Source organism: Kitasatospora sp. LaBMicrA B282, assembly GCF_050325825.1.
Taxonomy (GTDB): Bacteria; Actinomycetota; Actinomycetes; order Streptomycetales; family Streptomycetaceae; genus Kitasatospora.
Map to the genome: position 1 here is coordinate 1 of NZ_JBNQTI010000021.1, position 23,635 is coordinate 23,635.

Annotated in this window: 18 protein-coding genes, 1 pseudogene and 1 riboswitch; of the genes and pseudogenes, 13 read left to right on the top strand and 6 right to left on the bottom strand. The window is 73.6% G+C overall.

The genetic code is table 11. The annotated features are described in order from the left end of the window. The 11 genes and pseudogenes from ACQRUO_RS08805 to ACQRUO_RS08855 form a co-directional block, all read left to right on the top strand. Nucleotides 1-372 (top strand): annotated as a pseudogene (locus tag ACQRUO_RS08805) (hypothetical protein); the annotation flags it as partial. A 4-nt stretch (nt 373-376) separates the two neighbouring features. Then, entirely contained in the window at nt 377-1,537 is a 1,161-nt protein-coding gene (locus tag ACQRUO_RS08810; RefSeq protein WP_428315188.1) for a CbiQ family ECF transporter T component, read from the top strand. Beyond that, entirely contained in the window at nt 1,534-3,183 is a 1,650-nt protein-coding gene (locus ACQRUO_RS08815; RefSeq protein ID WP_428315189.1) for an ABC transporter ATP-binding protein, read from the top strand. Before ACQRUO_RS08810 ends, ACQRUO_RS08815 begins: the two co-directional genes overlap by 4 nt. Next, on the top strand, nt 3,180-3,974 hold the full coding sequence (locus ACQRUO_RS08820; protein ID WP_428315190.1) for an ECF transporter S component: 795 nt from the start codon (nt 3,180-3,182) through the stop codon (nt 3,972-3,974). The genes ACQRUO_RS08815 and ACQRUO_RS08820 overlap by 4 nt, the downstream gene beginning before the upstream one ends. A gap of 50 nt (nt 3,975-4,024) precedes the next feature. Continuing rightward, nucleotides 4,025-5,110 (top strand): peptidase, encoded by a 1,086-nt coding sequence (locus ACQRUO_RS08825; protein WP_428315191.1) that lies wholly within the window; start codon nt 4,025-4,027, stop codon nt 5,108-5,110. A gap of 23 nt (nt 5,111-5,133) precedes the next feature. Next, nucleotides 5,134-5,607, top strand: coding sequence for a flagellar hook-length control protein FliK (locus tag ACQRUO_RS08830; RefSeq protein WP_428315192.1), 474 nt, complete (start codon nt 5,134-5,136; stop codon nt 5,605-5,607). Between the two features lie 186 nt (nt 5,608-5,793). Continuing rightward, a riboswitch (adenosylcobalamin (AdoCbl) riboswitch) is annotated at nt 5,794-5,937 on the top strand. 59 nt (nt 5,938-5,996) lie between these two features. Further along, a complete protein-coding gene (locus ACQRUO_RS08835; RefSeq protein WP_428315193.1) occupies nt 5,997-7,154 on the top strand; it encodes a HoxN/HupN/NixA family nickel/cobalt transporter in 1,158 nt (385 codons plus the stop codon). A gap of 115 nt (nt 7,155-7,269) precedes the next feature. After that, complete coding sequence (locus ACQRUO_RS08840) at nt 7,270-8,808, top strand: Y4yA family PLP-dependent enzyme (protein WP_428315194.1); 1,539 nt, start codon at nt 7,270-7,272, stop codon at nt 8,806-8,808. Further along, nucleotides 8,805-10,124 (top strand): pyridoxal-phosphate dependent enzyme, encoded by a 1,320-nt coding sequence (locus ACQRUO_RS08845; RefSeq protein WP_428315195.1) that lies wholly within the window; start codon nt 8,805-8,807, stop codon nt 10,122-10,124. Before ACQRUO_RS08840 ends, ACQRUO_RS08845 begins: the two co-directional genes overlap by 4 nt. A 24-nt stretch (nt 10,125-10,148) precedes the next feature. Then, nucleotides 10,149-11,345: an aminotransferase class V-fold PLP-dependent enzyme gene (locus tag ACQRUO_RS08850; protein ID WP_428315196.1), complete on the top strand. Its 1,197-nt coding sequence runs from the start codon at nt 10,149-10,151 to the stop codon at nt 11,343-11,345. Between the two features lie 110 nt (nt 11,346-11,455). Continuing rightward, the gene (locus ACQRUO_RS08855; protein ID WP_428315197.1) at nt 11,456-12,217 is read left to right on the top strand and encodes a class I SAM-dependent methyltransferase; all 762 of its coding nucleotides are present in this window, start codon (nt 11,456-11,458) and stop codon (nt 12,215-12,217) included. A 324-nt stretch (nt 12,218-12,541) separates the two neighbouring features. Here ACQRUO_RS08855 and ACQRUO_RS08860 read toward each other — a convergent pair whose 3' ends face one another. Continuing rightward, nucleotides 12,542-15,100, bottom strand: coding sequence for a collagenase (locus ACQRUO_RS08860; RefSeq protein ID WP_428315198.1), 2,559 nt, complete (start codon nt 15,098-15,100; stop codon nt 12,542-12,544). 203 nt (nt 15,101-15,303) lie between these two features. Here ACQRUO_RS08860 and ACQRUO_RS08865 point away from each other — a divergent pair, with 203 nt between their 5' ends. After that, a complete protein-coding gene (locus ACQRUO_RS08865; protein ID WP_428315199.1) occupies nt 15,304-16,899 on the top strand; it encodes a protein kinase domain-containing protein in 1,596 nt (531 codons plus the stop codon). Nucleotides 16,900-16,935: 36 nt separating this feature from the next. Here the strand turns inward: ACQRUO_RS08865 and ACQRUO_RS08870 are convergent, their stop codons facing one another. The 3 genes from ACQRUO_RS08870 to ACQRUO_RS08880 form a co-directional block, all read right to left on the bottom strand. Further along, a complete protein-coding gene (locus ACQRUO_RS08870) occupies nt 16,936-18,552 on the bottom strand; it encodes a serine hydrolase (RefSeq protein ID WP_428315200.1) in 1,617 nt (538 codons plus the stop codon). A 182-nt stretch (nt 18,553-18,734) separates the two neighbouring features. Continuing rightward, nucleotides 18,735-19,310 (bottom strand): hypothetical protein, encoded by a 576-nt coding sequence (locus ACQRUO_RS08875; protein ID WP_428315201.1) that lies wholly within the window; start codon nt 19,308-19,310, stop codon nt 18,735-18,737. 195 nt (nt 19,311-19,505) lie between these two features. Then, on the bottom strand, nt 19,506-20,660 hold the full coding sequence (locus ACQRUO_RS08880; RefSeq protein WP_428315202.1) for an FAD-dependent monooxygenase: 1,155 nt from the start codon (nt 20,658-20,660) through the stop codon (nt 19,506-19,508). Between ACQRUO_RS08880 and ACQRUO_RS08885 the strand changes: the two genes are divergently transcribed. Further along, a complete protein-coding gene (locus tag ACQRUO_RS08885; protein WP_428315203.1) occupies nt 20,622-21,149 on the top strand; it encodes a TetR family transcriptional regulator in 528 nt (175 codons plus the stop codon). The genes ACQRUO_RS08880 and ACQRUO_RS08885 overlap by 39 nt on opposite strands. A gap of 79 nt (nt 21,150-21,228) precedes the next feature. On the opposite strand, the gene ACQRUO_RS08890 is transcribed toward ACQRUO_RS08885, so the two are convergent. Both ACQRUO_RS08890 and ACQRUO_RS08895 read right to left on the bottom strand, forming a co-directional pair. After that, nucleotides 21,229-22,158, bottom strand: coding sequence for an alpha/beta hydrolase fold domain-containing protein (locus ACQRUO_RS08890; RefSeq protein WP_428315204.1), 930 nt, complete (start codon nt 22,156-22,158; stop codon nt 21,229-21,231). Between the two features lie 131 nt (nt 22,159-22,289). Further along, nucleotides 22,290-23,465 carry a glycoside hydrolase family 1 protein gene (locus ACQRUO_RS08895; RefSeq protein ID WP_428315205.1) on the bottom strand — a complete coding sequence of 392 codons (1,176 nt, stop codon included), beginning with the start codon at nt 23,463-23,465 and terminating at the stop codon, nt 22,290-22,292. Nucleotides 23,466-23,635 lie beyond the last annotated feature (170 nt).

The following is a 23,635-nucleotide window of genomic DNA, read 5'->3' on the forward strand; positions in this document are numbered from 1 at the left end:
GTCGGCGGCTCGCACCCGGGCCGTCCGTCCGTGCCGCCGCCCGGCGCGGCACCTGTCGCCTCGCCGACCCCGCCCGCCACGGGCATCGGGCCGTCCGCCTCCGCCACCGCCTCCGCCGCCGCGCCGTCCACCAGCGCCGCCGCGACCGCGGCTCCCAGCGCCACGACGGGGAGCGCCGACCCGAGCTCCCCGACCGCGGCGGCGGCTTCCCCGAGCGCCGGCGCGCCGCGGATCGTCGACGCCGCACCCACCACCCCGGCCAAGCACTCCGCGGGTTCGGTCCTGCCGGTCCTGGTCGGCGTCCTGGCGGTGCTCGGCCTCGGCGGCGCCACGGTGGCCGCCGCCCGGCGACGAAGCCGGTCGGACGGCTGATCCGGTGCATCCCTCCTCGACGATCGCCCGGCCCGCCGCGCGCGCCGGGCAGCCCGGTGACGGCCGCCGGGCCCCGCGCACCCTGCACCCGGTGGCCTGGTGGCTGTGGGCGATCGGGCTCGGTACGGCGGCCAGCCGCACCACCAACCCGCTGCTGCTCCTGCTGGTGCTGGCCGTGCTCGGCTTCGTGATCACTGCCCGGCGCACCGACGCGCCCTGGGCCCGGGGCTTCCCGTACTACCTCGGGCTGGCGCTGACCGTGATCGCCGTCCGGGTGGCCTTCCGCTGCGTCTTCGCCAGCGGGATCACCCCGGGCGACCACATCCTCTTCACCCTGCCGCACCTGCCGACCCCGTCCTGGTACGCGGGGATCCGGATCGGCGGCCCGGTCTCGCTGGAGGCCACCCTCTCCTCGGCGATCGACGGGCTGCGGCTGGCCTGCCTGGTCTGCTGCGTCGGCGCCGCCAACACGCTGGCCAACCCCAAGCGCGCGCTGCGGGTGCTGCCGGGCGCGCTCTACGAACTCGGCGTCGCCGTCACGGTGTCGATCAGCGTCGCGCCGCAGCTGGTGGAGAGCGTCCAGCGGGTGCGCCGGGCCAGGCGGCTGCGCGCCGCGTCGGACAAGGGACTGCGCGCGCTGCGCGGCATCGTGGTGCCGGTGCTGGAGGACGCGTTGGAGCGCTCGCTGCGGCTGGCCGCCGCGATGGACTCCCGCGGCTACGGCCGCTCCGGTACGGCGAGCAAGACCACTCGCCGAGTGACCGGTGCACTGATGCTCGCCGGCATGCTCGGTCTCTGCGCGGGTGCCTACGGCCTGCTGGACGGCTCCGCGCCGCGCGCCCTGGGCCTGACCGCGTTGCCGGCCGGCGCCGTGCTCTGCGCGGGCGGGCTGGTGCTGGGCGGGCGCCGGGTGCAGCGCACCAGCTACCGGCCCGACCCCTGGCGCTGGCCCGAGTGGACGGTGGCGCTCTGCGGGGTCACCTCCGCGGTGCTGCTGCTGGTCAGCGTCGGCTACCGCGCCGCCGAGCTCAACCCTTCCCTCTACCCGCTGAGTTGGCCCACCCTGCCGGCCGTGCCGGCGGTGGCCGTGCTGCTCGCCGCCGTGGCCGGCGTGGCCGCCCCGCCGCCCGCCCGCCGTCCCGCTGCCTCCGAGGTGACCACGTGATCCGCTTCGACCAGGTCACCGTGACCTACCACGACGCCCCCGCGCCCGTGCTGCGCGAGGTCGACCTGCACGTCGAGGAGGGCGAACTCTGCCTGGTGGTCGGCCGCACCGGCGCCGGGAAGTCCACCCTGCTCGGCGCCGTCAACGGCCTGGTGCCGCACTTCACCGGCGGCACGCTGGCCGGCCGGGTCACCGTCGGCGGCCGGGACACCGCCCACCACCCGCCGCGCGAACTGGCCGACCTGGTCGGCGTGGTGGGCCAGGACCCGGCCGCCGGCTTCACCACCGACACGGTGGAGGAGGAACTCGCCTACGTCATGGAGCAGCTGGCGCTGCCCGCCGACGTGATGCGCAAGCGGGTGGAGGAGACCCTCGACCTGCTCGGCCTGGCCGAGCTGCGGCACCGCGCGCTCGCCGAACTCTCTGGCGGCCAGCAGCAGCGGGTGGCGATCGGTGCCGTGCTCACCGCCCATCCGCGGGTCCTGGTGCTGGACGAGCCCACCTCCGCGCTCGACCCGACCGCCGCCGAGGAGGTGCTGGCCGCGATCACCCGGCTGGTGCACGACCTCGGGGTCACCGTGCTGCTGGCCGAGCACCGGCTGGAGCGGGTGGTCCAGTACGCCGACCGGGTGGTGCACCTGGGCGGGGACGGCACCGTCACCGCGGGCCCGCCCGGCGAGCTGTTCCGCCACACCACGGTGGCGCCGCCGGTGGTCGAACTGGGCCGCCTGGCCGGCTGGGATCCGCTGCCGCTGTCGGTGCGCGACGCCCGCCGCGCCGCCGCCGGGCTGCGCGAACGCCTGGCGGACGTGCCACCACCGCCCGCCCGCAGCTCCGCCACCACCCACCCCGTGCTCGACGCCCACGGGCTGGTGGTCCGCTACGGCGACCTCACCGCGGTCCGTGAGGTGGACCTGGAGCTGTCCGCAGGTGAGGTGACCGCGCTGATGGGCCGCAACGGCTCCGGCAAGTCCTCGCTGCTCTGGGCTCTCCAGGGTGCCGGGCCCCGGCAGGGCGGCAGCGTCAAGGTTCGCGACCCGCGGGAGCCCGGTGCCAAGTCGCGCGACCCCAAGCGGCTCGGCGCAGCCGCGGCCCGGCGCCTGGTCGGCCTGGTCCCGCAGACCCCCAGTGACCTGCTCTACCTGGACTCGGTCGCCGCCGAACTCGCCGAGGCCGACCGGGAATCGGCCACCGGCACGACCCCCGCACCCCGCCCGGCCCGGGAGATCCTGGACGCGCTCGCCCCCGGCATCGAGGATGCCACCCACCCCCGCGACCTGTCCGCGGGCCAGCAACTCGCCCTGGTGCTCGCCATCCAGCTCACGGCCGCGCCCGGCGTGCTGCTGCTCGACGAGCCCACCCGCGGCCTCGACTACCAGGCCAAGCAGGCGCTGGTCCGCACCCTGGACGTGCTGGCCGCCGAGGGACGCGCGGTCGTCGTCTCCACCCACGACGTGGAGTTCGTCGCCGCGGCCGCCGACCGGGTGCTGGTGATGGCCGAGGGCGAGCTGGTCGCCGACGGCCCCACCGCGCACGTGGTGGTCGCCTCACCGGCGTTCGCGCCGCAGACCGCCAAGATCCTCGCGCCGCTGCCCTACCTGACGGTCACTCAGGTTGCCGAAGCGCGACGGGAGGTGACCCGGTGAGCCGAGTGGCCGTGCGGATACCCGGCCGGGCCGGACTGGTGATCACGCTCGCCGCCGCCCTCGGCCTGGTCGCCTTCCTGTGGCCCTTCGTGGTGGCACCCGGACGCTTCGGCTCCGCATACGCGCCGCCGCTGATCTTCGGCGCGCTGCTCCTGCTGGTGCTCGCCGTGGTCCTCGCCGAGATCGCCGAGGGCGGCATCGACGCCAAGGCGCTCGCCATGCTCGGCGTGCTCTCCGCGGTCAACGCGGCCCTGCGCCCGCTCGGGGCCGGGACCGCGGGGGTCGAGACGGTCTTCTTCCTGCTGGTGCTGGCCGGGCGGGTGTTCGGGCCCGGCTTCGGCTTCGTCCTCGGCTGCACCTCGCTCTTCGCCTCGGCCCTGATCACCGGGGGAGTGGGGCCGTGGATGCCCTACCAGATGTTCGGCTGCGCCTTCGTCGGCCTGCTCGCCGGGGTGCTGCCGCGCGCCCGCGGTCGCTGGGAACTGCTGCTGCTGGCCGGTTACGGCGCCTGCTCGGGCTACCTGTTCGGCCTGCTGCTCAACCTCTCCTTCTGGCCCTTCTCGCTCGACCCGCACAGCTCGATCGCCTACCTGCCAGGCCTGCCGTTCACCGAACAGTGGCACCGCTACCTGCTCTTCGACGCCACCACCTCGCTCGGCTGGGACACCGGCCGGGCGGTCACCACCTTCCTCGGCGTGCTGATCGCCGGGCCGGCGGTGCTCACCGTCTTCCGGCGGGCCGCCCGGCGGGCCGTCTTCGAAGCGCCGGTGCGGTTCACCCCGCCGGCCTGAGCAACTGCCCCGTACTTCCCGTACCCATGCCCCGTACCGAAAGGTCCACCATGCCCGTCACCCGCCGCTCCGCCGCCCTGCTCGGCGCCGCCGCGCTCGCCGTCACCGCGTTCCTGCCGGTCACCACCGCGAGTGCCACCACCCCCACCGGAACCCCGCAGCTCGGCACCGCCGGGACCGGCGCCACCCTGCTCCCCGACGCCGCGGCCGCCGGCTGGCTGTCCCGCCAGTTCGTGAACGGCGACCACCTGGAGACCAGCTTCGGCGGCGTCGGCTACCCCGACCAGGGCCTGACCATCGACGCCGTCCTCGCCTTCGCCGCCTCGCACTCCGCCGACCAGACCGCCGCCAAGGCCACCGCCTGGCTGGCCCAGCCCGCCAACCTCAGCGGCTACCTCGGCGACGGCGTCACCGAGTCCTACGCCGGGGCCACCGCCAAGCTGCTGCTGGCCGCGGAGGTGCGCGGCACCGACCCGACCAGCTTCGGCGGCGTCGACCTGCCCACCCGGCTGCGGGCCCTGCTCACCCCGAGCGGCCGGTTCTCCGACCACTCCCAGTACGGCGACTACAGCAACACCTTCGGCCAGTCGCTCGCCCTGATCGCCCTCGACCGCACCCCCGGCGGCGCCCCGGCGAGCGCCGCCGACTTCCTGGCCGGCAGCGCGTGCGCCGACGGCGGCTTCCCGGCCGCGTTCGGCCAGCCGACCTGCACCAGTGACCCGGACGCCACCGCGATGGCCGTCCAGGCCCTGGCCGCCACCGGCCGTCCGGCCGCCGCCTCGGCCGGCCTCGACTGGCTCACCGCCCACCAGGGCACGGACGGCAGCTTCGCCACCGGTACCGCCACGGCCGGCAACGCCAACAGCACCGGCCTGGCCGGCGAGGCGCTGCTCAGCCAGGGCCGGCTGCTGCCCGGCCTGAAGGCCTGGAGTGCGCTGTACAAGCTCCAGGTCGGCTGCTCCGGCGCCGCCGGCACCCAGGGCGCCATCGCCTACGACAGCACCGGCTTCAACGCCGCCAACGCCGTGCGCGCCACCACCCAGGCGGTGCTCGGCCTCTCCGGCGTCGCCCTGGTCGACCTCAGCGCCCAGGGCGCCAACCCCGCTGCCCCCACCCTCGCCTGCCCCAGCAACTGACGACCAGTCAGAGGAGAGCCGTCATGACCACCAGCACGCCCACCGCCCGCCCGCGCCGCCGCCTGCTCGGCTCGCTCGCCGCCGCGGCCGCCCTCACCGCCGCGCTGCTCGGCGGCACGGCCGCCGCCGCACCCGCCGCGCACGCCGACCCCAGCTGCTCCGGGGTCACCGTCGTGGTCGACTTCACCGCCCTCGGCGGCGGCGTCCAGACCGGCTGCGCCCAGGGCTCGCCGGCCAACGGCCTGGCCGCCCTGACCGGTGCCGGCTTCAGCTACGGCTTCGTGCCGCGCTTCCCGGGCTTCATCTGCGCGATCAACACCCAGCCCGACCCGTGCAACGGCGCCCCCGCCACCGCCTACTGGTCCTACTGGCACGCCACTCCCGGTGGTTCGTGGACCTACAGCGACCTCGGCGCCGCGAGCTACACCCCGGCCCCCGGCACCGACGAGGGCTGGTCCTTCGGCGCCGGCACCGCCCCGGGCATCACCGCGCCGTAACCCGCCTGCCGCCGAGGGGTTGCCGCCGCCGCAGGGCGACGGCAACCCCGCGACCGGGACCGGTCGTTGGGGGATCAGCTCGCCGCCTCGAACGGAAGCTGACCGTGGACTGGGAGTTCCCGGGGTGTTGAGCTGGGCGGACTTGAGGACGGCTCGAGCGGCTCACTAGGCTGGCAAGGTTGCAGCTGCCAGCTGTGACGGTGCGCCAGTAGCGAAGTCCGGTGTGAACCCGGCACTGTCCCGCAACGGTGATGCCCCTCGACGGGGACGAGCCCGGTCGCCTGCTGCCGCACCTCGGATTCCCCGCCTCGTCGGAAGGACGGAACCGCTCGGCCCATCGAGGCCGCCTCGGGTGCCGCCCTGTCCGCGAGCATCCCGAGGAGGATGCCTTGACCGCACCGGCAACCCGGTTCAGATCGATCCGCGACGCGCTGCACCCGTCGGAGTGGGGGCGCCTGGGCATCATGGCCCTGGTGATCCTCGCCCTCAACGGCTTCGGCTGGGGCATCTTCGTCTTCGCCGTCCTGCCGCACCACTTCCACTACGACGGCCTCGGCATCGGCATGGGCGTCGCGTTCACCGCGTGGACGCTGGGCGCCCGGCACGCCTTCGACGCCGACCACATCTCGGCGATCGACAACGTCACCCGCAAGCTGATGGCGGACAAGAAGCGCCCGCTGGGCACCGGCTTCTTCTTCGCCCTGGGCCACTCCACCATCATCTGCGTGGTCGGCATCGGCATCACCGTCGCGGCCAAGGCCGTCTTCGGGGCGATGGTCGACCCGAACTCCACCTACGAGACCGTCGGCGGTGTCATCGGCACCGTCACCTCGGCGAGCTTCCTCTACCTCATCGCCCTGCTCAACCTGATCGTGCTGGCCGGCATCATCAAGGTCTTCCGCGCGATGCGCCAGGGCACCTTCAACGAGGAGGAGCTGGAGCACCAGCTCCAGCAGCGCGGGCTGATGTACCGCTTCTTCGGCCGCTTCATGCGCACGATCAAGCACACCTGGCAGATGTTCTTCGTCGGCCTGATCTTCGGCATCGGGTTCGACACCGCCACCGAGGTCGTGCTGCTCGCCGCGACCGCCTACGCCGCCAGCTCCGGCCTGCCGTTCTACGCCGTCCTCGCGCTGCCGCTGCTCTTCGCCGGCGGCATGACGCTGTTCGACACCCTGGACGGCTGCTTCATGAACTTCGCCTACGGCTGGGCCTTCGCCAACCCCGTCCGCAAGGTGTACTACAACCTCGTCATCACCGGTCTGTCGATCGCGGCGGCCTTCCTGATCGGCACCATCGAGATGTTCGGCGTGCTCACCTCCGAGCTGCACCTGAGCGGTCCGTTCTGGGACTTCATGGCGAACTTCGACATCAACAAGGCCGGATTCGCGATCGCCGGGCTCTTCGCGGCGACCTGGATCGTCGCCGTGCTCTACTGGCGCTTCGGCAAGGTCGAGGCCCGCTGGACGCCCAAGCCGGTCACGGCAGTGGCCGGGGGGCCGGCAGTCGCGCCCGCAGCCGCGGCGGTGGTGGAAGCGAAGGAGTAGGCGTAGCGGCCCGTGTGCGAGGTGTCCGACAGGTGGCCTGTCGTCGAACGCCCGAAGCGATTACCGTGATCGGGCACCTCGTTCACACGCGAGAGGCGGGGGGAGTCTCGTCGCCATGCAGCACCTGCCACCACGGTTACCGCCATCGGACCCCGCACCACCCGATCCCGACCCGCCGTACCCCGACCTGCCGAGCCCGGAACCCCTGTACCTGGAACCGCGGCTCGAACCACGCCTGCGGTCGGCCCTGGAGGCGACCGAGCTGCTGCACTCGCTGGTGGACGCGCTCGGCTCCCCGCTCAACATCGTGCTCCCCGAGCAACTGGCCGAGAACGTCACCCGGTTCCGCGCGGTCTACCGGCGCCACCACCTGGCGGGGCGGATCCACTACGCGCACAAGGCGAACCGCTCGAGCGCGCTGGTCCGCCGCCTCGCCGCCACCGAGGCCGGCATCGACGTCGCCTCGACGGGCGAACTGCAGCACGCGCTCGGCGCCGGCTTCACCGGCGACCGGATCATGGCGACCGGCCCCAAGACCACCGAGTTCCTCTGGCTGGCGGCCCGGGTCGGCGCCACGGTCAACCTGGACTCCCGGGCCGAGCTGGACGAACTGGCCGCGCTCATCCGCAAGCACGCGCTGCCGCGGGTGCCCGTCCTGCTGCGCCTGTCCGGTTTCCGGGCGCCGGGCGCGAAGGTGCTGAGCCGGCCGAGCCGGTTCGGCACCGACGCGGCCGGGCTGGCCGGGCTGCTCGACGCGGTCGAGCGGCACCGGGACGCGGTCGACCTCGCCGGTGTGGCGTACCACCTCGACACCGTCGGCCTGCCGGAGAAGGCGGCGGCCCTGGAGGGGTGCATCGCAGCGGCGGACGAGTGCCGCCGCCGCGGGCTGGACCCGCGGGCCGTGGACGTCGGCGGCGGGTTCGGCGTCAACTACCTGGCGCACCAGGAGCAGTGGCAGCGCTACACCACCGAGCTGGGCAACGCCGTGCTGGGCAGCCGGCCGGCCCTGACCTGGCAGGGGCACGGCTACGGCCTGCGCGCCGAGGCGGGCCGGCTGCGCGGTGCGCTCACCCTCTACCCGGCGCACCGGGCGGTCGCCGCCGAGGGGTACCTCGACGAGCTGCTGTCCGGCCTGGCGCCCGCGATGGGCCGCCCGCTGGCCACGCTGCTGCTGGAGAACCTGTACGACCTGCACATCGAGCCGGGGCGGGCCCTGGTCGACCAGTGCGGCGCGGTGCTGGCGAGGGTGGTCGAGGTCCGCCGCACCGGGGCTGGTGCGCCGCTGGTCCGGCTGGCGGCGAACGCGGCCGACATCAGTCTGGAACAGCACGGGGTGCTGATGGACCCGCTGCTCGTCACCCGACGGGCGGCCCCGCCGGCGACGGCGGGCCCGGTCGGTGTCCACCTGGTCGGGAACCTCTGCCTGGAGGGTGATCTGATCACCCGTCGCCTGGTCTTCCTGCCCGAGCTGCCGCGCGCCGGTGACCTGTTGGCCTTCGCCAACACCGCGGGGTACTGCATGGACTTCACCGCCCATCACGCGATGCACCAGCCCGTGGCCCGGACCGCCGCGCTCTACCTGGACGCCGGCAGTTGGCGCTGGCGGCTCGACGATCAGTACTGGCCCATGGAGGGGACGGGGGAGCGCAGTTGAGATACGACAGCATCACCGAGGCCATCGGGGACACCCCGCTGCTGCGGATCAGCCCGGAGGTGCACGGCCTGCGCGGCATCGACCTGTACGCCAAGCTGGAACTGCTCAACCCGTTCGGGTCGGTGAAGGACCGCGCGGCCTGGCAGATGACCCGCGCGGCGCTGCCCGGCGCCGTCGAGCGCGGCGACACGATCGTGGAACTCTCCAGCGGCAACACGGCCAAGGCCCTCGCGTTGATTGCCGGCATGCACGGGCTGCGGTTCCGCAGCGTGACCAACCGGATGAAGGTGCCGGAGATCAAGGACCTGCTCCTGCTGCTCGGTGCCGAGATCGAGGAACTGCCGGGCCAGGCCGAGTGCCTGGACCCCACCGACACCGACGACCCGCTCACCCGGATGCACCGGATGCTCGCCGAGTCGGACGGCGGCTACCTGCACACCGACCAGTACTACAGCCCGCTCAACACCGAGGCGCACCTGACCGGGACCGGCCCGGAGATCCTGCGCGACCTGGACGGGCGGGCACCCGACCACTTCATCGCCTGCGTGGGCACCGCCGGCTCCTCCACCGGCGTGGCCGCCGCGCTGCGGGCGAGCGGTCCCGGGCTCGACGTGCTCGGCCTGGTCGCCGACAAGTCCGACTTCATCCCGGGCATCCGCACCATCGACGAGGTGCACGAGGTGGGCCTGTTCGACCCGGCCACCTACGACGGCATCGAGTCGGTCACCTCCGACCAGGCCATCGACGGCATGCTCACCCTGATCCGCCGCTGCGGCATCCTGGCCGGGCCGACCGGCGGCGCGGCGTACTACGGCGCGGTGCGCCACCTGCGGCGGGTGGCGGCCGGGTCGACCCGGCGCCGGACCGCCGTCTTCATCGTCTGCGACCGGGTGGAGAGCTACCTCAGCTACCTCCGCACGCGTCGTCCGGAGCTGTTCGGCCGGCCGGCGCGGCCCAACTCGGTCGCCACCCTCGGCCCGGCCGAGATCGCCGCCGCGAAGTACCTCGACGTGGAGGCGGCCCGCAAGTGGATCGCCGCCGAACGCCCGCTGGTGGTCGACCTGCGCGGCCCGTTCGCCTACGCCGCGCTGCACATCGAGGGCTCGATCAACATCGTCGACGAGCTGTTCGACGAACTGCTGCACGGCGGCCTGCCGTTCGGCCGCACCCAGCCGGTCCTGCTGGCCTGCCCGGTCGGCGAGAAATCGGCGGCGTACGCGGCCCTGCTGACCCGGATGGGGCACCGGGACGCGCGCAGCCTGGCCGGCGGGATCGTCGGGTGGCGCGATGCCGGCGCCCCGCTGGTGCGGGACTGAGGAGTGCGGAGCGGAGGGGACACCATGGGCGGCGAACTGGAGGAACTGCGGGACTGGCAGGACGCGTTGCGGGTGCAGTTCCCGATCGTGGTGGCCAACCCCGAGCTCGTCTACCTGGACAGCGCGGCCACCGCGCAGAAGCCGCAGGCGGTGCTCGACGCCGTGCACGCCTACCTGACCACGACCAACGCCAACGCCGGGCGCGGCAGCTACCCCTGGGCGAACCGCACCACCGCGCTGCTGGCCGAGACCCGGCAGCGGGTCGCCCGCTTCCTCGGCGATCAGGCCTTCGGCCACGAGGACGGCTCCGCGGTGCACTTCGTCAGCGGCACCAGCGAGGGCCTGCGCACCGTGGCCCGGGACTGGCTGACCGAGTACCTGGCCGACGGCGACGAGATCATCGTGCCGTTCGCCGACCACCAGGCCAACCTGCTGCCGTGGCTGGAGGCCCAGCGCCTGCTCGCGGCCCGTGGCGCGCGGATCGCCGTCCGGGCGCTGCCGTACCAGGCCGGCTCGCACGACTACGATCCGGCCGCGCTCGCCGAGCTGGTCACCGGGCGGACGGCCTTCGTCGCCGCCACCCACGTGCACCACGTCTACGGCGGCGACATGAACGTGCACCGGATCCGCGCGGCGGTCGGCCCCCGGGTGCCGATCTGCCTGGACGCCGCCCAGGGGATCGGTCACCTGCCGCTGGACGTGGGCCGGCTCGACGTCGACTTCGTGGTCTTCTCCGGCCACAAGGCGATGGCCCTGCCCGGCAGCGGCGCGCTCTGGGCGCGCAACGCCCGGGGGCCGAGGTTCGAGCCCGCCGGCTGGGCCGGCACGCCGAACACCAGCGGTGTCGTCAGCCTGCTGGCGGCGCTGGACTGGCTGGAGGCCGCCGGAGTGACCCGGATCGAACGGTGGACGGTCGCGCTGGCCGCGCGGCTCACCGAAAGCTTGCGCCGGCTGGACCAGTACGAGGTCCTCGGATGCCAGCGCAGCCTCGCCGCCGACTCGCCGGTCCAGCAGCGCCATGGCATCGTGACCTTCCGGCACCACGGGATCAGGTCCGACGACCTGGGCTTCGTGCTGGCCAGCCACGGCTTCCTGGTCCGCGCCGACAGCCTCTGCCAGGCCGGGGCGGACGAGCGCAACGGCTCGGTGCGGGTGAGCCTGCACGTCCACAACACGCCGGAGGAGGTCGACCGGCTGGTCGAGGTGCTGCGCGCGATGTGACGCGTTGTGAGCAGCGTGATCACCGAGCGGCTCAGCCGAAACGGTTTTCGTTTCCAGGTGTCGCCTAGGATGGAGGCGCGCAGGACGGAGCGGTGCGGACGAGGAGCACGATGGCTGTGAGCATGACCCTGGCCGAGGCCTGGGTGGACCGGTGGGAGCGGCAGCAGGAGCGCTACGCGGTGGGCCGCGAGGAGCGCTTCGCGGCGATCGCCGACGTCGTCGAGGAGGTGACCCGGGGGCAGCCGGCGCCGCTGGTGGCCGATCTCGGCAGCGGCCCCGGCTCGCTGGCGATCCGGCTCGCGGCCCGCCTGCCGCACGCGCGGATCCTCGCAGTGGACGTCGATCCGCTGCTGCTCGAACTCGGCCGCACCCGCGCGCCGGAGGCCGCCCGCTACGTCCAGGCGCTGATCGGCGAGGACGGCTGGCTGGCGGCCCTGGAGCTGGACCGGCCGCTGGACGCCGCGGTCTCCACCACGGCCCTGCACTACCCCGAGCCGGACCGGCTGCGCGCGATCTACCGCGAGCTGGCCGCCGCGCTCCGTCCCGGGGGCGTGCTGGTCAACGGCGACCACCTGGCGCCGGACGGCGGCCCGGCCCTCTCCTCGCTCGCCACGGCGGTCGGCCGCGGCTGCGAGCAGCGCCTGGGTGCGGCGAGCGGGGAGGACTGGGCGGGGTGGTGGGCGGAGGTGCGCCGGGTCCCCGAGTTCGCCGACCTGCTGGCCGCCCGTGACCTGCGGCCGGCCCCCGCGACCGGTGACGGCAACGGCCTCTCGGCGCGGGCCCACGAGGAGTTGCTGCTGGCGGCCGGCTTCCGCGAGGCCGGGACGGTCTGGCGCTGCGGCGACAGCTGCGTGCTGGTGGCGGTGCGCTGAGGCGAGAGGTGTACGTCAACCGGCTGACGTGCCGTACACCCGGTCGAGTTGGCGACCTCGCGGATCCGGCCCGTGCCGGTATCTCCTCTGTGAAGATCCGGCCGGAGCGGCACCACCGCCCGCCCGGAGTTGCTCGCGGCGACGGTGTGGGGGGGTGGGCGGGCAACTCACCCTGGCGGCCCTGGTGCCGACGCTGCGCGCCCTCGGGGGCCAGGCGCCGAAGGCGGCGGCGCGGCGCTTCAACTGGCCGCGCTCTTCCTGGGCGTGCTGCCGGCCGGCTGATGCGCTCAGCCGGCCGGCAGGGTCCACGGTTCGGGGTCGGGGTCAGTACTGGGTGCTGACCGTCACGCCGCTGAAGTCGGTGACGGCGTACAGGCTGAGGTGGCGGTAGCCGGCGGTGGTGTCGGTGACGGTGAGGGACTGGGTGGTGCCGGGGCCGGTGGAGGAGGCGGTGAAGGTGTGCGGCGAGGCCCAGGTGCTCGGGTCGTAGTACAGGCCCACGGTGCCCGTGCCGCCGGAGGTGGTGACCTTCAGCGTGGTGGTGCCGGCCGGCAGGTAGACGTAGAGGTAGTCGGTGTGGCCGGCGGGCTCGGCCCGGTCGGACCGGGAGCAGTTGCGGCCCATTGCGTCGGGGCTGGCGTCGGTGCAGGCGGGCAGCGTGGTCCCGGCGCCGACGGTCACGGTGACCGACTCCGGGGTGCTGGCGTTCTTGCCGGTGCTGTCGGTGGCGGTGAGGGCGACGGTGTAGGTGCCGGCGGTCGCGTAGCTGTGCGTCGGGTTCTGCTGGTCGGAGGCGGTGCCGTCGCCGAAGCTCCAGTGCCAGGAGGTGAGCCTGCCGTTGCCGGTCTCCACGGAGCGGTCGGTCAGGCTGACCGTCGCGCCGTTCACCGACTGGTCGAACAGCGCCGTCGGCCCGGTGGCGTAGCAGGCGCCGGCGGCGCAGCCGTTCAGCCAGGCGTCGAAGTCGGCGTCGTAGGCGGTGCCGATGCTGTTGTAGACCTGGTAGGCGCCCTGGAAGTCACCGGCCCGGAAGTGGCCGAGCATGGCGGTGATGTCGGCCGGGTGCTTTTCGAACATGTACCGGACGGCGAGGTAGCCCCACGGGTAGGTGCGCACCGTGTCGGAGTTGGCGTAGGTGTTCTGGAAGATGGTGCTGAGTTTGTAGGTGTGCTTGGCCGCCTCCTGCATCGCCTCGATGTCGGTGGTGCCGCGGTAGGCGTAGGACTCGTATTCGGCGACCCCTTCGATCCACCAGATGTCCGGCACCGAGGTGGAGGTGGCGAAGCTGCCCTTCATGTCGTAGATGCCGTCGAGGTAGTGCGTGTACTCGTGGTTGAGGTTCCACACGTCGGCGGTGAAGCCGTCGGCGTAGGCCTTCTGGTAGGTCACCGACGCGGCCTGGTTGGTGGGGTCGGTCGGATCCATCAGGGTCTCGCCGCCGTTGTCGGTGGAGTTGCCGAAGATCGCCCAGGAGTAGGTGACGTAGTCGGCGTTGCCGGCGAAGACGGCGAGTGTGTAGTTCTTGTCGTACTGGCCGGGCACCGGGCCGTTGTCGTGGACCAGGTGGTGGAAGAAGGTGTCCTCGCCCCGCAGGCTGGTGCAGACCGCGGCCAGCTCGGCCGGGTCGAGCGCCTCGGCCTCGATGGTGCGGTTGTCGCAGACCAGGGTGTGCGGCAGCACCGCGGCCTTCAGCTTGGCGGTCAGGTCGCAGGTGCCGTAGTAGGAGCACTGGGCCGCGTCGTACTGGTCGGCCTGGTAGGCGGTGTGCACGTAGAGCGGGCCGGTGGCGCCGGTCGGCTGGGAGGCGTCGAGCACCGCCTTGACCAGCGGCTTGGCGGCGGCCTCGATGGTCGCATCGTCCCCTGCGATGCGGGCGAGGTCGTTGCCGGCGTTGTAGTCGAGGAAGGCGTCGGGGCCGGTGAGCAGGTCGCGGTGGTCGATCGCGAAGCTGCTCAGGGTCTTCAGCAGGCCGGGGTCGGCGGCGACCGCGTTGACGAAGTCCGGGTTCCAGTTGGCCCGCCAGAGCGGCGCCGACAGCACGGCGTTGACCGCGTTCGCCAGCTTGGGGAACGCGTTGTAGGAGGCGTTGTAGCCGCTCAGGACCTGCTGGTAGACGTTCAGGTAGTCGCCCTGCAGGTTCGCGCTGTCGGTCAGGGTCAGCACGTCGTAGAGCACCTTGCCGTTGTCGTCGCTGACGTCGGTCCGGTGCCGGCTGCCGAAGAAGGCGTCGAGCCCGGCCTTGGTGGCGCCGGTGAGCGCGGCGTCGTAGGGGCCCACGACGCCCGCGTTGTAGGACTGCACGTAGTAGCCGGCGCGCAGGAAGAGCACGAGTTGCCAGATGCCGGTCGAGTCGTCGCCGGTGTAGTTCGTCGCCAGGCCCTGGAAGGCCTTGGCGACGGAGAGCATCTGCTGCTCCTTGAAGACGCCGGCGGCGTCGGTGGCGGTGACGTCGAAGAGCGTGTTGACGCAGTCCGTGGTCGCGGACTCGACGAAGGAGGCCAGGGCCGTGCCGCTGCGGCTGCCGAAGTCGGCCGGGGTGCAGCCCTGCTGGGTGGTGCGGACGGTACGGGCGGCTGCGGTGCCTGGCGCGGCCTGGCGCGGGGTGGTCTGCACGGCGGTGCCGGCCGGCTGGCCCAGCTCGACCTGGCCGAGCAGCGCCGGGGGCAGCGGGGCGGCGGTGGCTGCCCGGTCCGCGGAGCCGGCGGCGACGATCGGGCCGAGCGGCTTGGGGACGGCGGGGGAGCCGGCGGCCGGCGGCCTGGGGGAGTTCGGGCCGGACGCGGCCAGGGCGGGCACCGGCAGCAGGGTGGCGGCGACGGTGCAACCGGCGACCAGGCCGGTCAGCAGGGTGGGGAGCGAAGGGGTCGGTATTCGCAGGCGCACTTGTTGTCCTTCTCCGTGTGGGTGGAGTCTGACCTGGCGTCAAGGCGAGGGGGGAACCGACCTGCATCTTGCCATCGGGTGGCCGAGAGAACAATGTCACACGTCATATCTTCTTCTGATGGTGTGTCGACTTCGTGGCGGAGTGGCGGCGGCTGCGGCCTGCGGAATTCTCCGCGGCGCGGGCACTGGCTAGGGTGTATGCCGTGACAGCAGTGGGGGAACTGATCGGGAGCCGCTACCGGCTCCTGCAGCTGATCGGGCAGGGCGGCATGGGCCGCGTGTGGCGGGGGACGGACGAGACCCTCGGGCGCGACGTGGCCGTCAAGGAGCTGCTGCTGCCCGAGGGCGTGGCGCCGGGCGAACGGACCGAGTTGGTCCAGCGGGTGCTGCGCGAGGCGAGATCGGCCGCGCGGCTCAACCACCCGGGCATCATCACCGTGCACGACGTGGTGGAGCACCAGGGCGCGCCGGTGATCGTGATGGAGTACGTCACCGGGTCCTCGCTGGCCGCGGCCGTTCGCGCGGCCGAGGGGCTGCCGGTCGCCCGGGTGGCCGAGATCGGTGCCGCCATGGTGCGGGCGCTGCAGCAGGCGCACGCGGCCGGCATCGTGCACCGCGACCTCAAGCCGGACAATGTGCTGCTGATGGGCGATCGGGTGATCATCACCGACTTCGGCATCGCCCACGTCTCCGACACCACCACGGAGCTCACCGGCACCGGCGTGGCGATCGGCACCCCCGCCTACATGTCGCCCGAGCAGCTGGACGGCCGACCGCCGACCCCCGCCAACGACCTCTGGTCGCTCGGCGCCACGCTCTACACCGCGGTGGAGGGCACCGCCCCGTTCGAGGCCACCAGCTTTGGCGCGCTGTGCGTCGCGGTGGTCACCAAGGAGCCGCGCCCGCCGCAGCGGGCCGGCAGCCTCACCCCGGTGCTGGCCCGCCTGCTGGCCAAGGACCCGGCGCAGCGGCTGACCGCGGATCAGGCCCTGGCCGCGCTCGAGGCGGTGGCGCGCGGCGAGGCCGCGGGAGCGCTGCCACCGCAGCCGACCCCGACCCGGATCGCGGAGCCCGCCGCACCGGCGGCGCCGCCGCCACCGAGCTACGCACCCGCGCCGACCGGTTACGCACCCGTGCCGACCGGCTACGGGCCAACGCCCGCGGGGTACGGACCCGCACCGGCCTACGCCCCGACGCCGGGCCAGGTGCCGGCGCCGAGCCATGCGCCGGCTCCGGTGAGCCACGGCCCCGCACCGACCGGCTACGGCTCGGCGCCCGCCGGGTACCCCGCGCCCGCCTACCCGCCCGGGCCCTACCCGGCGTCCCCCGTCGCCGTCTTCGCCCAGTCCACGCCCGCCGCGGCGATCGGCGCGCAGCCGCAGCCCTCGGCCGCCGGCCCCGCGCTGGCCCGCACGGTGCGGTTCGTCGGCTGCATGGCGCTGTTCTGGATCGTCGGCGCGGGGCTGCCGTGGAACCACTGGGGCGAGCTGAGCTCCCAGTTCGTGCCCATGCTGGTGGTCTTCACCGTGGCCCTCTCGGTGCTCCAGTCCATGCCCCGGCCGCGTGCGCACCCGGCGGTCATGTTGCCGATCTTCCTGGCCACCGACGCGGCCCTCTACGTGCTGGCGAAGATCCTGGTCTACGTGCTGCTCGGCTCCGACACCGTGGGCACCGACTGGTTCTCCCGGCCGATCCTCGGCCTCGGCGAGGCGCCCTGGCAGCTGGCCGCCAACCTGCTGATCCTCGCCACCGGCGGCTGGCTGCTGTGGTGGTGGACCCCGGGCAGCCGGCCCAGGTGAGCCGCCGCCACGAGGCAGCCGGCCGGGGTCCGACGGTCAGGAGCGGTTGAACGTGCCCAGGCCGGTGGTGTCGAGGTTCTCGATGGTGACGGTGCCGCTGGTGCCGTTGGACCCGGGGTGGAAGGTGACGCCGGAGAGGCCGACGGCGTTCTCGCCCTTGGTCTGGTAGCTGAAGGTGTCCCCGGTGTAGTGGGTCAGCGGGAAGGTCTGCTGCTGCGGGCCGAGGACCAGGGCGAGTTGCCCGTTCCCGGTGTCGGTGACGGTGGCCGGTCCGTAGAAGTCGTTGGTGTAGGTGCCGGTGTAGGCGCCGGCCGCCTTCGCGGGCTGGGGGGAGGCGGGCGGCTTGCCGTAGTCGGTGGGGGAGGTGCCCGCGCTGTTCACGGCCTGGAAGAGCCCGCCGTAGAAGGTGAGCCAGTCGACCGTCTGCCTGCCGTTCTGGGCGATGTCGAGGAAGGAGTTGGCGATCGCCTCCGGGACGCCGATGGGCGCTCCGTTGGTGAGCACCACGATCCCCAGCTGCTCGGTGGGGAGCAGGTAGACGGTGGTCGCCGCGCCCAGCTCGAAGCCGCCCGAGTGGCTCAGCCTGAGCCGGCCGTGGTCGTCGTAGGTGACGTTCCAGCCCAGACCGTAGAACTGGGGCGCGGCGTCGGAGCTGCGCGGGGGGTTGGAGATCGAGTGCGGGACGCGGGTCTGGTCCAGGGCGGCGGGGTCGACGACCTGCTTGCCGCCGAAGGAGCCGTTGTCGATCTGCAGCCGCATCCAGTTGGTCATGTCGTTGACGGTCGAGCTGGCGCCGCCCGCCGGGGCCTGGGAGTCGGCGTTCTCGGTCGTCGACACCTGCCACTGCCCGTTGACCTGGACGTGCGCGCTCGCCTTGTCGCCGGCCTGGTCGTAGTCGGCGCGCCGGAAACTGCTGTGGTTCATGCCGAGCGGCTTGAACACGGCGTTGGCGGCCAGGTCGGGCCAGGTGGTCTTGTCCGCGTCGGCCACCGCGAAGCCCGCTTCGGAGAGGCCGTAGTTGGTGTAGGCGTAGCTGGCCCGGAACGGGCTCAGCGGCTCCAGCCGCAGGTGCGAGGTGATGTAGCCGGCGTCGTAGCCCAGGTCCTCCAGCAGGTCGCCGGCGTGGTCCGGCAGGCCGCTGCGGTGCGAGAACAGGTCGGCCACCGTCACGTTGGCGGTCACGTACGGGTCCTTGAGCGCGAAGCCGGGATCGTAGCCGACCACGGGGTTGTCCCACCCCACGACCTTCTGGCCGACGGCCTGCGCCACCACGGTGGACGACAGCGGTTTGGACACCGAGGCCAGCTGGAAGACGGTGTCCGCATCGACCTGGTCGGGCTTGCCCACCTGGCGCACGCCGAAGCCCTTGGTGTACACGGCCTTGTCCTGGTAGACCACGCCGACGGCGACTCCCGGCACACCGGTGTGCTGCATGGCGTTCTGGACCACGCCGTCCAGCTGCGCGAGCGCCCCGGAGACCTGGGCCTGGGACAGCTGCGCCGCCGGCTGGGTCGGCGGGGTGGAGGCGAGCGAGCCCGACGCGGCGCCGGCCGCGGGCGAGCCCGGGGATCCGGAGCCGGGCGACGAGGGGTCCCCGAGGGCGCTGACGCAGCCGGCGGCGGCGGCCAGTGTCGCGGCAGCGGTGACGGACACGAGAAGCCTTGAGAGTCGCATCGTCGGAGCTCCGGGTCCTGGGCCGTGGCATCGGCCCGCCTGGAACGACGGTGCCCCCGGCGCCGCCCGGCCGCCACCGCAGCGAACCTCGTGGTGACGCTGCGTGAGGACCGGGCGGGCCGGGGCCCAGGAGTACGGGCTGCGGGATACGGGCTACGGGGTCACTGTGCGGCGACCTTGTTCCAGGTCAGCTCGCGCTGGTAGCCGTGGCGCCAGCCGCGGGTGTGGACCGCGTCGGTACGGGGGTAGTCCCCGCCGGGGGACATGGCGTCGACGTTCTGTCCGCTGTCGTAGAACGACTGCAACGCGTAGGCGCCCCAGTCCTCCTGCCCGCCCCAGGACCACTGCTCCGCGTTGGAGCCCAGGCCGGAGGAGCCGGACTGCTCCATCACCACGGCGCCTTGGTTGCCGCCCGTGTAGGCCATCACCTGGTTCTTGCCGAGGTTCCACAGGCCGAACTGGGAGTCGGGGCCGATCTGCATCCACTGGCAGTACAGGTTGTTGGCGGCGGCCTGGGTGGACTCCAGCAGGACCGACTGGTCGGTGGCGTCGGCGCAGAGCACGAAGTTGGTGAACGCGCCGTTCTCGATCCAGAGGGATCCGGGAACGACGATGCGGGGCGCCGCCGAGGCCGAGGCCGCCGGCAGCACGCCCAGGCAGGCGGCGGCGATGCCGGTCACGGCGATGGCGGCGCGCAGGCGACGCCCGCCGCGGGAGGACCACTGGGACTGCGTCATGTCAGAACACTCCTTGGCTGCTGATCCGATGAGGAAATCTGCGCGAAAGTGTCGAGCTCGGGCCAACCGTGTAGGTTGTGCGGAGCATGTCAAAAGCTAGTGTTCTGTTACTGACGAGTCAACAGGGCCCCGGCGACCCGGCGACCCGGCGCGCAGCTCGCGCTTGCCGGCCGGTGGGTGCGCCGGCCCGCGCGCTCAGCGGTAGTCCAGCTCCGCGAGTTCGCGCGCCAGCTTGCGCTGGACGGCCGGGATCCGGGAGAGCAGCGGCAGCACGGCGTTGCGCACCGCCCGCTTCGCGCCGGTGGCCGTGGCCATCCGGGTCATCCGGTCGGTGAAGGCCACCACCCGCAGGGCGACCGGGCGCCGCCGGGCCTCGTAGTCGTCCAGGGTGCCGGTGGCGAAGGCGCGACCGAGCGCGTAGGCGTCCTGGATGCCGGTGTTCATGCCCTGCCCGCCCGCCGGGCTGTGCACGTGGGCCGCGTCGCCGGCCAGGAGGAGCCGCCCGGCGCGGTAGCGGTCGGCCACCCGGTGGTGCACCCGGAAGCGCGAGGACCAGACCACCTCGTGGACCACCGCCTGGCCCGGCGCCCGCTCGTCCAACAGTCGCTGCACGAAGGCGAGGTCCGGCCGGGCCGGCGCCTGTGGCACGATCGCCACCACCCGGTAGCGCCCTCCGGGCAGCGGCGCGACCACGAACATCCCGGCGTTCCCGAAGGTCATGGCGACCTCGTCGGCCCCCGGCGCCCAGTCCATCCGCACGTCGGCCAGCACGAACGACTCCGCGTAGCCGGCCCCGGTGAAGCCGATCCCGGCTGCCTCGCGCACCGTGCTGTGCATGCCGTCGGCCCCCACCGCGTAGTCGGCGCGCAGGTGCTCCCCGGTGGTCGTGGTGAGGGTGACCCCGTCCGCGTCCTGCACCACGCCGGCGACCTGCCAGGGCCGGTGGACGTCCCCGCCGAGCGCCCGCAGTCGCGCCAGCAGCACCCGCTCGGTCCGGTCCTGCGGGGTGAGCAGCGCGAACGGGTACGCGGTCGGCAGTTCGGCGAAGGAGACCCGGGCCAGCGGGCGGGAGCCGTCGCGGACGGCGAAGTGATCCAGCGTCAGGCCGGTGCTCACCAACTCCTCGGCGGCGCCCAGTCGGTCCAGGACCTCCAGGGTGCGGGCGTGCACCACGGCGGCCCGCGAGGTGTTGGCGCCCTCGGCCAGGGCGTCCAGCAGGACGAAGTCGATGCCGGCCTCGGCGAGGGTGATCGCCAGCGTCAGGCCGGCCGGCCCGCCCCCGCCCGCCGCTCCGCCGAGGCCACCCGCGCCGTGATCCTGCGCAGCGCCCGCGAGCACTTCGCCGCGCACGGCTACGAGCGCACCACCATCCGCGCGGTCGCCGCGGACGCGGAGATCGACCCGTCCATGGTCATGCGCTACTTCGGCAGCAAGGAGCAGCTCTTCGACGCCGCGCTGACCGTCGACCTGCAGCTGCCCGACCTGACCACCGTCCCGCCGGGCGAGCTCCCCGAGCTGATGGTCCGCCACTTCCTGCACCGCTGGGAGCACGCCCCGGTGGACGACGCGCTGCTGATGCTGCTGCGCTCCGCCGTCACCAACGAGAAGGCCGCCGGCCGACTGCACGAGGTCTTCGCCCGTCAGGTGGCCCCGGCGCTGGTCACCGCGCTCGGCCCGGAGACCGCCGCCCGGGCCGGCGGCGTCTTCTCCGCCCAGCTCCTCGGACTGGCCGTCAGCCGTTACCTGATCCGGCTGCCCGCGGTGACCGCGCTGGACACCGAGGACGTGGTCCGCACCCTGGCCCCGGCCATCGCGGCCACCCTCGGCATCGCCCGCTGAGCCGGCCGCGCCGGCCGGGGCACCCGGCGGCCTGAGTGGGCGCCGGGCGCCGGGTGCCCCGGCAGGCCGGCGGGTCGGGTCAGGGCCGGGCGGCCAGGTGCCCGGCGAGGAAGTCGACGCTGCGGGTGACCAGGGATTCGACGTCCGAGGCGTCGGCGAAGATGTGGTCGGCGCCCGGGACCGGGACCAACTCGACCTCGCCGTGCTGGGCGAGCCGGTCGGCGAGCAGCCGGCTCTGGGCGTACGGCACGACCTGGTCGGCGGTGCCGTGGATGATCAGGAACGGCGGTGCGGGGTGGTCGGCGTGGTTCAGCGGGCTGGCGGCACGCAGCAGGTCGGGCCGGCTGCCGGATTCCGCGCCGAGCAGGGCGGTGACCGGGTTGCCGACCGGCGGCAGCGCCAGAACGGCCGGGAAGGCGTCGGCCGCCGCGCCGAGTTCGGTGGGGCCGTACCAGTCGACGACGGCGCGGATGCGCCCGCTGCCGGCGCTCCCGCTGACACCTTCCCGGCCTTCGAGGTCCAGGCCCTCGGGCGTCGTGGCGGGGGCCAGCGCGGCGAGCGCGGCGAGGTGCGCGCCGGCCGACTCGCCCCACAGGCCGACGCGGTCGGGGTCGAGGCGGAGGTGGTCGGCGAAGTGGCGCAGGTAGCGGACGTCGTGCAACTGGGCGGGGAAGGGGGCTTCGAGGCTGTGCCGGTAGTCGATGGTGGCGACGGCCAGCCCGGCGCGCACCAGCGAGCCGAAGAGGAGTTCGGCGGGGACGGTGGGCGGCGGGTAGCGGCGGTCGCCGTCGGCCCAGCCGCCACCGTGGATCCACACCACCAGGGGCACGACCTCGTCGCCCGCCGGCCGGTGCAGGTCCAGCAGGCGCGGGCGGTAGCCGGAGGTCCTGGCGTAGGTGGCGCCGTCGAAGCGGCGGGTGCCGTCGGCGGCGGTCACGGGCTCGGGCGGCGGCAGGAAGGCGGGGGGCAGCAGGGGCGCCTGGGCCAGGGACGGCGGTTGCTGGGGCATGGCGGGGTTCCTCTCGGACGGCTCCATCATCACGTGCCGTCGGTGGCGGCGCAGCGCGACGTGTGACGGGGCCGGGACGGCCGGGTGCTGCGGGTGCTGGGGGTGCTGGGGGTGCTGCCGGGTGCCGCGGGTCAGAGGGTCGGTGGGGGGAGCGTGCCGCTGCGGGCCATCCGGCCGAGCCAGCGGGCGGACGGCTTGGGCACGCGCAGGAAGCTGTGCGGGTCGACGGCGATCAGTCCGAAGGTGGGTCGGTAGGAACCCCACTCGTAGGTGTCGAGGGCGCTCCAGTGCAGGTAGCCGCGGATGTCCAGGCCGTCGGCGAGGGCCCGGGCCAGGTCCTGGAGGGCTCGGTGGGTGTAGGCGACCCGGCGGTGGTCGTCGCGGGTGGCGATGCCGTTCTCGGTGACGATGATGGGGACGTCGCCGACCAGCGCGGCGGTGTGGCGCAGGGCTTGGCCGAGGGCGGCGGGGTAGTACTCCCAGCCGGTGAGGGTGACCTCGGCGCCTTCGGGGACGGGCAGCGGGCCGTGGCGCCCGACGCGGGTGCGGGTGTAGGCCTGCACGCCGATCCAGTCGTCCTCGCGGGCCGCTTCGATGAAGACGTCCTCGCGGGGGCGGCGGTAGGCGAGCATGGTCTCCTCGGCGCCGGGGACGGCCTGGCAGACCTGGTTGGCCACCGACCAGCCGGTCCGGACGGCGGGTGCGATCGCCTTGACGGCGGCGCCGGCGGCCCGGTGCGCCGCGATGAGCGTTTCGGTCAACTCGGCGGAGGGCAGCGGGAGTCCGGTGCTGGGCGGGGACAGGGCGCCCGGCGCGGTGCGGGCGGCGACCAGGTTGGGCTCGTTGATGGTGCAGACGTACTCGACCCCCTCGCCGAGGATCGGCGCGATCGCGGCCGCGTACCGGGCGAAGCGGTCGACGGCGTCGGGGGCCGCCCAGCCGCCCCGCTCGGCGAACCAGTGCGGCAGCGTGAAGTGGTGCAGGGTGATCATGGGGCGCAGGCCGCAGTCGAGCGCTCCGTCGACCATGCGGCGGTAGTGCGCGATGGCGGCTCGGGAGAACTGCCCGGGTTCGGGTTCGATCCGGGCCCATTCGACGCCGAACCGGTAGTCGGTGAAGCCGAGTTCGGCGAGCAGGTCCATGTCGACGGGCCAGCGGTGGTAGCTGTCGGCGGCGTCGCCGCTGGGTTCGGGGAGCGGCGTACCGTCGCGGTTCTCCAGGTGCCACCAGTCACTGGTGGTGTTGCCGCCTTCGGTCTGGTGGGCGGAGGTGGACGCCCCGAACAGGAATCCGTCCGGAAACGGCATGCCTTCGGCACAGGCGAACATGGCAGGGCCTTTCGGTGGGACTGGGCCGGCCGTGGGCGCCGAGCCCGTCCTGCCACGGTAAATCCCAAAACTTAGCGAAGCAAGGTTTTGGGGAACGGCCTGCTGCCGCGCGGGCCAGGGCCTGGCTGACGATTCGCGTCGGATCAGCG